The 12,595-nt window shown below is 31.9% G+C and carries 12 protein-coding genes; 6 read left to right on the forward strand and 6 right to left on the reverse strand.

The window, feature by feature from the left end; genetic code table 11:
• Window positions 1–9 precede the first annotated feature (9 nt).
• The gene (locus XO08_RS03820; protein ID WP_077287304.1) at window positions 10–2,472 is read right to left on the reverse strand and encodes a polysaccharide biosynthesis/export family protein; all 2,463 of its coding nucleotides are present in this window, start codon (window positions 2,470–2,472) and stop codon (window positions 10–12) included.
• A 74-nt stretch (window positions 2,473–2,546) separates the two neighbouring features.
• Between XO08_RS03820 and XO08_RS03825 the strand changes: the two genes are divergently transcribed.
• From XO08_RS03825 to XO08_RS03850, 6 genes are all read left to right on the forward strand, one after another.
• A complete protein-coding gene (locus XO08_RS03825) occupies window positions 2,547–3,419 on the forward strand; it encodes a phosphoesterase (RefSeq protein WP_077287306.1) in 873 nt (290 codons plus the stop codon).
• A gap of 3 nt (window positions 3,420–3,422) precedes the next feature.
• Window positions 3,423–4,226 carry a PHP domain-containing protein gene (locus XO08_RS03830; protein WP_075665717.1) on the forward strand — a complete coding sequence of 268 codons (804 nt, stop codon included), beginning with the start codon at window positions 3,423–3,425 and terminating at the stop codon, window positions 4,224–4,226.
• Between the two features lie 66 nt (window positions 4,227–4,292).
• Complete coding sequence (locus tag XO08_RS03835; protein WP_077287308.1) at window positions 4,293–5,768, forward strand: UDP-N-acetylmuramoyl-L-alanyl-D-glutamate--2,6-diaminopimelate ligase; 1,476 nt, start codon at window positions 4,293–4,295, stop codon at window positions 5,766–5,768.
• On the forward strand, window positions 5,765–6,112 hold the full coding sequence (locus tag XO08_RS03840; RefSeq protein ID WP_075665719.1) for a hypothetical protein: 348 nt from the start codon (window positions 5,765–5,767) through the stop codon (window positions 6,110–6,112). The genes XO08_RS03835 and XO08_RS03840 overlap by 4 nt, the downstream gene beginning before the upstream one ends.
• A 5-nt stretch (window positions 6,113–6,117) precedes the next feature.
• Window positions 6,118–6,984, forward strand: coding sequence for a phospho-N-acetylmuramoyl-pentapeptide-transferase (gene mraY, locus XO08_RS03845; RefSeq protein ID WP_075666699.1), 867 nt, complete (start codon window positions 6,118–6,120; stop codon window positions 6,982–6,984).
• 4 nt (window positions 6,985–6,988) lie between these two features.
• Window positions 6,989–7,828, forward strand: a complete 840-nt coding sequence (locus XO08_RS03850; RefSeq protein ID WP_075665720.1) for a glycosyltransferase family 4 protein — start codon at window positions 6,989–6,991, stop codon at window positions 7,826–7,828.
• 92 nt (window positions 7,829–7,920) lie between these two features.
• Here XO08_RS03850 and XO08_RS03855 read toward each other — a convergent pair whose 3' ends face one another.
• From XO08_RS03855 to gyrB, 5 genes are read right to left on the reverse strand one after another with little or no spacing between them, the layout of a single operon-like run.
• Window positions 7,921–8,187, reverse strand: a complete 267-nt coding sequence (locus tag XO08_RS03855) for a rod-binding protein (protein WP_075665721.1) — start codon at window positions 8,185–8,187, stop codon at window positions 7,921–7,923.
• A 9-nt stretch (window positions 8,188–8,196) separates the two neighbouring features.
• Window positions 8,197–9,186, reverse strand: coding sequence for a flagellar basal body P-ring protein FlgI (locus XO08_RS03860; protein WP_075665722.1), 990 nt, complete (start codon window positions 9,184–9,186; stop codon window positions 8,197–8,199).
• 10 nt (window positions 9,187–9,196) lie between these two features.
• Entirely contained in the window at window positions 9,197–9,781 is a 585-nt protein-coding gene (locus tag XO08_RS03865) for a flagellar basal body L-ring protein FlgH (RefSeq protein ID WP_075665723.1), read from the reverse strand.
• Complete coding sequence (flgA, locus tag XO08_RS03870) at window positions 9,778–10,710, reverse strand: flagellar basal body P-ring formation chaperone FlgA (RefSeq protein ID WP_077287310.1); 933 nt, start codon at window positions 10,708–10,710, stop codon at window positions 9,778–9,780. Before flgA ends, XO08_RS03865 begins: the two co-directional genes overlap by 4 nt.
• 1 nt (window position 10,711) lies before the next feature.
• A complete protein-coding gene (gyrB, locus tag XO08_RS03875; protein ID WP_075665725.1) occupies window positions 10,712–12,595 on the reverse strand; it encodes a DNA topoisomerase (ATP-hydrolyzing) subunit B in 1,884 nt (627 codons plus the stop codon).

The raw sequence follows: 12,595 nt of genomic DNA on the forward strand, positions 1-12,595 counted from the left end.
TATCCTCCCTTATTTTATCGTTTTAATGTTGTTGTATAGTCCTATAAGGTTATTTATAACAGGAACCCATTCAAGTGCTGTCTTAAACGGATCAGATGGCACATAAACCACATCTCCTGGTTCAACTTTTGGAACACTTCCATTTTTCTTTATTGCATCGTTTAAGTTTACCTTTATTGCCGTACCGTTTACTCCTCCTTTGTACAAGAACACAGATGATGGTGCGGCATTATCAGTAAAGTATCCCGCACGTATAACAGCTTCTAAAACATCCATTCCATCATTTAAGGAAATTATCCCAGGATTTCTCACTTCTCCCAAAACGTATGCAATATTTTGTGGGGCATCAACTATCTTTACAACATCTCCTGGTTTTACAATGTATCCCAATGCCTTTTCCACATCATCTACATCAATTGAAACATCTTTATTTAAAATCTTTATCAATCTAAAGTTTTTATTCACGTTAAAGTTTGAAATTAGCTCATACAAAGTAATAGGTTTTTCAGTATAAAACATGTTTGGTTTTCCATTCTCATCAATTACGTAAATATAATTTTCCGTGTCTTTTTCAAATAAAACCGTTGCACCACTTTTTAATTTCACGTTTTCATCCCATTTTACAGTAGTTGCCTCATTATCAAATAAAATCGTAATTTTCTTACTAATTCCCTTTTCTATTCCTCTTAATTTTGCCAATAAAGTTTTTAAATCAAATTCCTCACTACTATTGAATTTTACAATTCCATCTTTTTTACCATATCCAAGCACATAAACATGTCCTATTTCTTTTTCAGTTACAAAGACAAAATCTCCATCTTCTAACTCAATATTCTTTTTACCTTCATATACATCTCTTGCATCTACCTCTGCAAAAACTTTATTTTTTCTAACAACGTAAACTTTATCAGAAACAAAGTATAAATTTGGTCCTAAATAAAGACCACCCAACTTACCAAAAAGGGTAATTAAATCTGGAGATTCCGTATAATCTATTTCAACAGTTCCTTCATTCTTTAAATAACCTAACGCGGTAATGTATATTGTTTTTTTCAAAATAACGTTTAATATTGCACCGCTCTCTATTACTTCATCTTTACTAGTATCCAAAATTTTCCCATTTAATTTTATTTTCTCAATTCTTTTTAAATCAGAAACACCTGCTTTTGCTAAAACCTTGTGGAGGGTAATCTTTTCAGAATACGGAAATACAACATATTTTGAAACATCTCCTACAAGATAAACGGCATTCTCCGCCAAAGATTTTATAACAACTGTATCGTTTCTCTCTAAAACCTTATCAACCTTATTTAAAATCAAATCCTCTATTTTGTATTCTTTATCTCCAACAACGTAAATGTCTAAAATACTTTCCATATTATCTATTCCCAATTTTTTTACCAAATAAGATAAAGTTCTTGGTTCTTTAGAAGTTAAAGTAATTACTCCTCCCTTATACCCCACAACGTTAACCGTAAAAGGGGTATATATTAAATCTACTACATCTCCGCAGCTTAAACTTATTTTATCTATATCATCACTTAACTTTACCTTAATTTTCCCGTTTATGATTGCAAAACCATCGTTTATCAATTCTTGTCTATCAATATTTATCGGAGTTTTTGCAAGTAACATCTTTAGTGTTTTTGGCTCGTCTGGTAAAAATTCAATCTTTTGTCCTTCTGAATAAACATAAAATTCTGAGTATGTCTTTATATTGACAACTGCACCCCTTTTAAGGGATAAATCTTTTTCTAATATATCTGGTGGATAAATTCTAGAAATTTCATCTTCAATAACCTCAACTTCTTTTATGTACTTCTTTTTTTCATCGATTACTCCACCCGCCTTTGCAATTAAAAGGGACAAAGTGATATCCTCTGTATCTGAAAAAGAAAATTCTCCGGGTTTTTTTACAGGCCCGACGATATAAGCCACTTTACTCTTTTGTTTCGGGATATATATGATATCCCCTTCTTTTAGTAATACATCTACATCAAAGTTTGCACCATTGTAATAAGGTTCAAGATCTACATTAAAAATTTCTTTTCCCCTTTTTATCTTTATATTTGAGAAATCAATACTGGTATTTGTAGATAAATTCAAAAATGAAACAAGTTTTGAAAGGGTCATTTCAGGATCAATCGAAATATCAAATGCAACGTTTAACGCACCTTGTACGTAAACATACATAGGTGCGTATTTTTCTATATATACCGATACTATTGGATTTTTTATAATTTTTTTTATGGAATCCTTTATAATCTCTGCTATTTCATTAGTGGTTTTTCCCACAACATTTACCTGTCCAACAAATGGATATGAAATAGTCCCATCAACAGAAACAGTAACCTGCATTGGAAATTCTGGATGTTCAAAAACAGCTATATTTAAAACATCTCCTGGTCTTACAGTATAGGCTAAAACAAAAATACTAGCTATAACTATAGCTAAAATTAATAATTTTTTCATATATTTCCCTCCCAGACATTTTTTCAAGTTATATTTTATCATAGATGATATAATTTTTTAAGGGGGTGAATACTTTGGATTTACTTTACTTTAAATCAAAAAAAATTCTACACACTACACACAAAATGGCAGATTGTGATGGAATTGCATCTATATACTGGGGATTAAAAGTATTTGGCGGGACCTATTACATTCCACCATATGAATTACGCAGCGCATATGGGCTGTTAAAATATCTAAATCTTTCTTTTACCCACCCAAATGATTTTGATTACATCTTTGTATACGACACAGATAAAAGAGAAGATTTAAATATTAATCTTTCAAAACCTTATGTCATATTTGATCATCACAACAAAAGAGACCATGAATTTTTTCAAAACGCACTCTTTAGTTATTCGATTACTTCCAGTGCAAATGTTATAAATCTGTACAACCTTTCTATAGAACTTGGAATAGAACTAGATGAAACCACACTCTTTTCCTTTGCAATTGCACTCTATACGGACACCGCAATGTTCAGAACTGCAAGAAAAAACGAATTTTTGTACTTTTCAAAGTTTTTGGGAAACAAAAAATTTGAAGATATATACGAAATAATATATCAAAAAGAAATTTCACAAGAAAATTTTATATCCTCCATTAAAAATGCAAAATTTTTAAACAAAAACAACTTAAAAATATGCATCACACAATTTAAAACACACGATGAATTTTACGCATTTATAGATGGACTTTTTAACGTTTTAAACCTTGATATATTACTAGCGCTCCTTCCAGAAGGATTAAGAATCCATCTAAAAAAGAAACACGTACAAAAGATATACCATGCCCTTTTCGTACCCATTCAAAAGGAGTATAATATAAGAAGATATCAAGGAATCTGGTTGAATTTTTACGATTACAACTTACTTTTAAACGCACTAGATAACTACAAGGGAGGGTAAATTTTGTTAGTAGATTTTCACATGCATACCACTGCATCTGATGGTACATTTTCTCCAGAATCTCTAGTCAAAATTGTAGAAGAAAGAGACATAGAATATTTTTCCATAACAGATCACGACACCATTGACGGTATTAAAAAAATCTCCAAAGAAAATTTTGTTCCAGGTTTGGAAATAAGTGTAGAATACCAATCCACCCTTCACATTTTAGGATATGGAATAGATTTGAATAACAAAAAATTAATCGATACCCTTGAAATGTTAAAAAAGTATCGATTAGAAAGGAATAAAATTATAATTGAAAAAATGCAAAAAATGGGTTTTAATATAACCTTTGAAGAAGCGTTAAAAGAAGCAAAGGGAACTCTTATTGGAAGGCCACATTTTGCAAGCCTTATGGTAAAAAAAGGATATGTCAACAGTCAAAAAGAAGCTTTTGAAAAATATCTAAAAAAAGGCAAACCACTCTACGAAAACAAAAAACGCTTAAATATTGATGAAGCTATCAAAATAATAAAAGAAGCAAACGGAATAGCAATACTTGCACATCCATATCAAACTACAACCGATAATGAAAAATTAGAAGCTTTAATTAAAAAGCTCGTTTCTTTGGGTTTAGATGGAATAGAAGTATACTATTCAAAACACACAAACATCATGATCCAAACATACGAAAAACTATCTCAAAAATACAATCTTGTAAAAACTGCTGGATCAGATTTTCACGGAAAAAACACGCCAGATATTCACCCCGGTATAGATGTAAAATTAAAAGACATAGAAACATTTATCAGTCGTGTTTTTTAATATTGAAATTTTTAAAAATATGTTATATAATTTTTACAAGAACCCTTATCAAGGGAGTGATTTTTTTTGAAAATAAAAGAGATTTTAAAAGCCTTAAGTTCTGTCGTTTTAAAAGTTAATTGCGATGAAGAAATGGAATTTGATTATATTTCGTCAAATTCGAAAGATATTAAAGAAAACTCACTCTTTATTTGTAGAAAAGGATTTAACTTTGATTCTCACAAATTAGTAGATGACATCTCAGAAAAAGGGGCAAAGGTTTTTGTTGTTGAAGAAGAGATCAAAGACTATCCTTATATTTTGGTTGTTGATTCAAGAATAGCAGAATCGATAATCTCGGATGTTTTTTTCAACAAACCATACGAAAAATTAATAACTTTCGGAGTGACCGGCACTAATGGGAAAACAACAACTGTACATTTATTTCACCACATAATGCATGAACTTGGTATAAAAGGAAGTATAAGCGGTACCGTCATGAACGATATTATGGGAGACAAATTTTACCATCATAACACCACACCGGGGGCTATCGAAATAACGAAAAATATGTACAAAACCGTCCGTGAAAACGGAAAGTACTATGCAATGGAGGTTTCCTCTCATGCTCTTTCACAATATAGAGTAGAAAGTATAAAGTATGATATAGTGGGAATTACAAATATAACAAGAGATCATCTTGATTTTCACCAAACATTTGAAAATTACAAAAAGGCAAAACTACATATATTAAACCTTTTAAAACCAAATGGTGTTGCGGTTATAAACCATGAATTATTAAAAGATATACCAAATAAAAACACTAAAATTATTACTTTTGGCATCGATAACGACTCAGATTATGTAATTCACGAAATAAATTCAAACTGGTCTGGGATTTACTTTAGATTAGAAACACCGTATGGGGAAAAAAAGGTAGCCTCACAACTCTTAGGAGATTTTAACGCATTTAACATAACACTTGTGATTGCAGCTCTATCTGAAATAGGTTATGACATAGATGAAGTAATATCCTCCATTTCCACATTTAGAGGTGTAGACGGACGCCTTGAAGTAATCTCAGAAGCAAAAAAATTGGGAATAGAAATTATAATAGACTTTGCACATACCCCTGATGCCTTGGAAAAAGTCATATTATCACTTAGAAAAATTACCAAAGGAAGAATTATAACGGTATTTGGTGCAGGAGGACAATCCGATATTGGAAAAAGACCTATTATGGGAAAGATAGTCTCAAAATATTCAGATATTTCCATAATCACCACAGATGATCCACGTGGGGAAGATCCAGAAGAAATTATAAAAGACATTGAAATGGGAATTGTTCCTGGAAGTTTAAGCCTATCAATAATCGATAGAAAAGAAGCAATTGATACGGCAATTACACTCGCAAATAGGGGAGATGTAATTTTAATTGCAGGTCGTGGACACGAACCATACCAAGTGTTCAACGAAAATTACAAAGTACCGTTTAAAGACAGGGATGTTACAATAGATATTATCTATAAAAAGATCAACAAAGGGGAAAAGACATTCAAATGATTTGCTTAAAAAACGTAAATATATCACTTTTAAAAAACTTTTTAGGAATAGATGTAGAAATTGTAAAGAAAGACAATAAATCATTTATCAACATTCCCGTGGATTGTACTATAGAAAAAGACGGAAAGATTATAAAAATTAAACTAGATAAAGAATACAAGATATCCATCACAGATGGCGACTATTTTGTTATAGATTACAAATCTTCAAAAGATTTTCACAGATATTTGTTAAATCTAAATGGGGAAAAAGGCATCTTTATATTCAAAAAATGCCTTAATACAGAAGAGTTACTTCACTTTATGCTATCCATATTTTTTATAGAAAAACTCATAGAGGAGTGATTGTACTGCATATTTTATCTTTTTCTATATCTGCATTCTTGACTTATCTATACATCAAATTTATGAGAAAAGTAAAATTAGGACAGTATATAAGAGAAGAAGGCCCAGATCTTCACAATTACAAAACAGGTACCCCAACAGCTGGTGGAATAATTTTTGTAAGTATTGCTGTAATATTTGGAATTATATACAATATCCCCTTCTCGCTTATACTCTCTTTAATATTATTTGGATTTATTGGATTTCTAGATGATATATCTAGTATCTTAAAAAAGCAGGCATTGGGGCTTAGAGCTTATCAAAAATTATTTTTACAAATAATATTCTCCATATTAATCATTTCATATTCAACAAATTCTACGATATTTGGCTTAAACGTTTCAAAAATAACGTATTACGCATTTTGGATATTTACAATCACCGGTGCTTCAAACGCCGTAAATTTAACCGATGGAATTGATGGACTTGCTGGATGGGTTTGGATTACTTCCATCATACCACTTTCAATATATGCAAAAGATTTTTCAACTGTTTTTTTGATTTCCACAGTATTAGCATTCTTGTTATTCAATACCAGACCAGCAAAAATTTTCATGGGTGATACAGGTTCTCTTTCACTTGGTGCATTTATCGCAACATTCGCCATGTTACACGGTTTGGAAAAAGAACTTATATTTTCATCAAGTATATTCATAATAGAAACTATAAGTGTTATCCTACAGGTAACATCTTTTAAAATTTTCAAAAAAAGAATTTTTAAGATGTCACCTATACACCACCATTTTGAATTGCTGGGATGGAAAGAAGAAAAGATAGTAGGGGTATTTTCCGCAATAAATCTAATAATAGCACTTACAGTATTAGGCTGGTGAAAAGTTGAATATAATCATATACTTTCTTGTAACAATACTTGTATTAATAATATCCAAAAAATTAAACCTTTTTATGGACTATCCAACTCAAAGAAAAAATCATACACTTCCCACTCCACAAATAGGCGGAATAATTTTGTTTATTCTACTTGCAATATATTCCAAAAATTCAATATTTATTCTTTTATTGCTTCTTCTTTTTGGAATATTAGACGATATGATAAAATTATCCTACAAACAAAAATTTGTATTTGAATTTTTAATAGCTGTGTACTTCGTATGGAAACATAAATTAACCTTATTTGGGTATCAAAATATATTCACTGACATATTTGCAATTGTCTGGATCGTTGCGTTTTTTAATGGAATTAACATGATAGACGGATTCAACGGACTTTCAACAGGAGTCTCCATTATATACTTTTCAACAATTGGAAAATTTGATATATCTTTAATGTATTTACCTATATTCATTTTCAACTTCTATGGAAAGCTCTTTATGGGAGAAAGCGGTGTACTAATTACGGGGTATTTACTTCTTTCTTCTATATTGAAAATGGAAAACGAAATGGTATTTTTGACTATATTCTTTGGATATCCCTTCTACGAAGTTGTCGCAAGTTTTACAAGGCGAATTTTATCTAAAGAAAACCCCTTTATTGCAGACAGAAAACACCTTCATCATATCCTACATGAAAAAATGGGTAGTGCCTTTTTAGGGATTTCTTATTTACTTGCCTACACATTTACGCTTTTTCCAAGAAATTATGTAAGTATTATTTATTATCTCTCTATATCTTTATTCATTTTCTTTATACATTTTAAATTAACAAAAGAAAAATAATCAACTCCACTGTTTTACCTATTAAAAAAACAATCCCCAAAGGGATTGTTTTTATCTTTACAAAAACTTTATATGTAATTTTGTCCATAAAATTACTTTTTTTGATACACTTTCCCACCAAGATATTTATACACACTTTCTGTTAAACCTTTTAAATCTGTCTTTGCGGCGTTTTTTGAGTACTCATAAAGTAGGTTTTCTCTAAACCACTTTTCCCCAAAACTTTCTGGAACCAAAGATGATTTTGGAATAGTATCATACATCTCCCTAAAAATTTGAAAGAAAAAATTTGCAACAAATTCTTCTGAAACCTTTTTCAATTTATCAACTTTTACTTGATTAACAGATTCAACTCTCATACTATCACCTCACATTACTTTAACTTCCGCAAATATCGCACCTGCTTTATGTAACTCCTGAATTATCCCTATTATGTCTTGAGGTGTAGCTCCCAGTGCTTTAAGTGCAGATATCAAATTGGAAATAGTAGCTTCTTGTCCCTCTATTTCACCATTTTGAATATTCACCACAAAATTCCCATAACTTAATGTAAAATCCGAAATCCTAATATCTCCTCCAAAAATGACGGTTCCCGTTCGCTCGTTGATAATCACCTTTGCAGCTTGATCTGGAACTACTTCAAGTTCTTCAATTATAGACAAAAACGTTATCAAATCATCCAAGAAAGCATCTGGTATTTGCACCTTAATAGATGCGGGATCATTTGCCTTTGCAAGCTTTAAATCAAACTTCTGATTTATAGCGGCTGCAACCCTCGCAGATGTTGTAATATCTGGATTTTGTAAAAGAATAGTTATACTGTTCTCAGAAACAATATTTGAAGGGATTTCCTTTTCTATCAAAGCACCATTTGGTATATAACCTGTAACTTTAAATCTGCTTTGCAAATTAACAGATGATTTTACTTCCACACCACCTGTTGACACTGGACCTTGGGCAACTGCGTAAACATTACCATCCGCACCGTAAAGAGGTGTTTGTATTAAAACCCCATTTTCCAAACTTTTTGCACTTCCAAGAGACGCTACAACTACATCTAATCTCATTCCTTCTTTGTAAAAAGGTGGAATATCAGCTACAACCATAACAAGTGCGGTATTATTAGATTTTATATCACTTTCTGAGATGGGAATTCCAAAATTTTTAAACATATTTGCAAGAAGTGGAGAATTTAAAGATCCCCCATCACCAGTACCGTTAAGACCTACGACAATACCTACTCCAAAAAGTTGGTTATCTCTGGCTCCCCTAAATTTTGCAATATCTTTTATCCTTACAACCGCCGAAAATGAAATTAAAGATACTATCAAAAACGTAAAAATTATCCTTTTTTTCATACCTTCCACCTCATCTAAATAAATCTGCAATTGATGAAAGAACCAAACCCAACCAACTTCCCTCATTTGGATCATCTTCAAAAATTATCTTTCCGTTTTCCCATATCTGTGCATCCATCAAATCGGTGGAATCAACTGTATTTTTAGGCGATATAACTTCAGGATTTACCCACCCTGTTATTATAATCTCTCTTAAATCATTCCCAACCTTTATATTTTTCCTACCTTCAACGTATAAATTCCCATACTCATCTACTTTTTTCACAATTGCCGTTATTTGGAGTATAACACTTGTTTGGCTCTTATTTGAACTCTTTACTTTATCAGAATCCTTAATTGGCAAAAATTTAGATAAATCCGTTCCTAAAATCTTTGCCCCACTATTTATTGCACCTAATATCGTATTTTTAAAAGAATCCACCTCTGAACTTGTAGAAAACCTCGGTGTCTCATATACCAGTATATTTACCACATCTCCCACTTTGGAAGCCCTCTTGCTGGCTATTATATTTCCAAATTTACTATTTGGGTTATATATGGAATTTGAAAAGACAAAAATTGAAATAATCAAAAATATTATTAAAATCTTTTTCATTTTGACACCTCCACAACCCTCAACATAGGGCCCTTAACAACCAATCCGTAAACTATTTTTCCAGTATCCACATTTCTTGCCTTAATTACGTCTCCCACATTTCCACTTTCCATAGCCCTAAGCAATGCATGCACCTTTACACCTGGAAGCTCTACGTATCCAAATACTAACTGTCCTACAACCACATCCGGAATTTCTTCTAAATACTCTTCGTAAATAGGTTCACCTATTTTAAAATACTTCTTAGAAATCATGGGAAGTTTAGATATATCAACCGGTGTACCATGTAATGATAAAATATTTATATCGCTGTATACAATATCTTCTTTCTTTATTTGCTCTCCATAATTAATATTTCTCGCAGCAACAGGTATTTTCCTAATATATTCGGCTATCAAATTAACGTTAAAATATCCCCTCGTTCTACCTTTTTCCTTTAAAGAAAAACGTACAAGAAAACTACCACCAATTGATTCAATAACATCGTAATCAAAGTTATCGTGTTGTACAATTGAACCATATGTTGATACAATTTTGACAGTTGCACCATCTGGAAGCCTTGAAAGTACCAATTTTTTTGAAAGTTCTTTTGCAAAATCCTCTGTCAACGTGGCAGTCGTACTTTCATTTGTTAAAACAGGCGGAAAATATACTTTTATATAACCAAAAGTAGGAGTAGCTTCAATTTGAGTGGCTACTCGAGACAATCTTTGCAAAACATACTTTACATTTACATCTAATGTCGTATCTTCTGGAATATACGCAAGGGTAATATTTTTTAGCGATGTTGCATCAATACCAGTAAAAGTGGCAGCTACATCGTATACAGTAATAGAATTAGTGGTTACCGTTGAAAAATCTAAAAACTGTATAAACATAGAAAACGAAAAGAAAGGTAAAAGCAAAAAAAGAAATATCACACGTTTCATTTTAAATATCTATCTCCTTTACTTGAAGTGCGTGTCTAAAGATAAATTCTTTCCTACTCTCAGTGTCACTACCCATAAGCATTTCAAAAAGTTCATCTGCTTCCTCTGCATCCTCAATCTGCACTTTCAAGAGCTTTCTATTTTCTGGATCCATTGTAGTCTCCCAAAGTTGCTGCGGGTTCATTTCACCAAGACCTTTGTACCTTTGTATCTCAATTTTTTTATCTTTTATACTTTCTTTAAAATCTTCTAATTCTTCATCACTGTAAAAATAGTACGATTTTCTTCCCATATTAACTCTATAAAGAGGTGGTTGTGCTATGTAAATTTTACCCTCATCAATTAACTTTCTCATATACCTGTAAAAAAGGGTTAAAAGTAAAGTCCTTATATGTGCACCATCAACATCTGCATCGGTCATTATAATTATCTTTCCATACCTAAGCTTTGAAGTATCAAAATCATCTCCTATTCCCGTTCCAAGTGCTGTTATTATATCCCTAATCTGTTCATTTTTTAATAACTTAAGCCAACCACTTTTCTCAACGTTCAAAATTTTTCCCCTTAACGGCAAAATAGCTTGAAAATTTCTATCCCTTGCCTGTTTTGCGGATCCTCCAGCAGAATCACCCTCAACTATAAACAACTCGGACTCTTCCATTTTCTTTGTTATACAATCTGCCAACTTTCCAGGCAATGAAGAACTTCCAAAAACACTTTTTCTTTTTATCATTTCCCTTGCATGCTTTGCCGCTTCTCTAGCTTTTTTTGCTTCCAAAGCCTTTTGAATTATTATCTTTAAAGTACTTTCTGAATTATCAAAATATTCCAAAAGTTTTTCCCTAACAACCTTTGCAACTGCTTCTTGTACCTCTTCATTTCCAAGTTTTGATTTAGTCTGTCCTTCAAATTCTGGAGTTTTAGACATCAACACACTAACAATAGCAACAATACCTTCGCGCACATCTTCCCCTCTTAAAGTATCTTTTTTCAACTGACCCGTTTTCTTTCCCAATTCATTCACAACACGTGTAAATGCGGTTTTAAAACCCGTAACATGTGTACCACCATCAACCGTTCTTATGTTATTTACAAATGAATAAATCTTTTCAAAATCTGATGCAGTATATTGAAAACATACATCAACCTTTATACCATTGTATTCCCCAGAAACCAAAATAGGTTCGTGCAAACTCTTTGCACCTTTACTTAAATAATTTACAAATTCTTTTAAACCACCTGTAAAGTGGTATGTTTTTTCTATATTTTCCCTTTCATCTTTAAAGACTATTGTAACTTGTGGATTTAAAAACGCAAGTTCCCTTAACCTTATTAAAATCGTATCAGAATCAAATTCTACAGTGGAAAAAATTTCTGAATCTGGTTTGAACCTCACAATTGTTCCTCTTTTTTCGGTATTACCAATTATTTTTACTTCAGTTAGTGGTACCCCTCTTTGATACTTTTGATAGTATATTTTACCTTCTCTATGCACTTCTACTTCCAGCCACTCTGATAATGCATTTACAACGGAAGCACCAACACCGTGTAATCCACCACTTACCTTGTAGGAATCCTTCGAAAATTTTCCACCCGCATGTAATGTGGTCATTACCACTTCTAGCGCACTTTTACCCGTTTCAGGGTGGATATCTACAGGAATTCCCCTACCGTTATCTTCTATTTCAACGCTACCATCTTCAAAGATAGTTACATAAATTGTATCACAATATCCTTGTAAGGCTTCATCTATACTGTTATCCACTATTTCATATACCAAATGATGAAGGCCTGCCTTTCCTGTTGAACCTATATACATTCCAGGTCTTTGCCTTACAGGTTCAAGACCTTTTAACACTTTTATATTCTGCGCATTATAATCCAT

The sequence above is a fragment of the Thermosipho sp. 1074 genome (assembly GCF_001999655.1).
Classification (GTDB): domain Bacteria; phylum Thermotogota; class Thermotogae; order Thermotogales; family Fervidobacteriaceae; genus Thermosipho; species Thermosipho affectus.

Excerpts from the sequence above, each read along its gene's own strand:
- XO08_RS03820 (WP_077287304.1), bottom strand. The coding sequence starts at position 2,472 with ATGAAAAAATTATTAATTTTAGCTATAGTTATAGCTAGTATTTTTGTT.
- XO08_RS03840 (WP_075665719.1), top strand. The coding sequence starts at position 5,765 with ATGATTTGCTTAAAAAACGTAAATATATCACTTTTAAAAAACTTTTTA.
- XO08_RS03855 (WP_075665721.1), bottom strand. The coding sequence starts at position 8,187 with ATGAGAGTTGAATCTGTTAATCAAGTAAAAGTTGATAAATTGAAAAAG.
- XO08_RS03860 (WP_075665722.1), bottom strand. The coding sequence starts at position 9,186 with ATGAAAAAAAGGATAATTTTTACGTTTTTGATAGTATCTTTAATTTCA.
- XO08_RS03865 (WP_075665723.1), bottom strand. The coding sequence starts at position 9,781 with ATGAAAAAGATTTTAATAATATTTTTGATTATTTCAATTTTTGTCTTT.
- flgA (WP_077287310.1), bottom strand. The coding sequence starts at position 10,710 with ATGAAACGTGTGATATTTCTTTTTTTGCTTTTACCTTTCTTTTCGTTT.
- gyrB (WP_075665725.1), bottom strand. The coding sequence starts at position 12,595 with ATGGATTATAATGCGCAGAATATAAAAGTGTTAAAAGGTCTTGAACCT.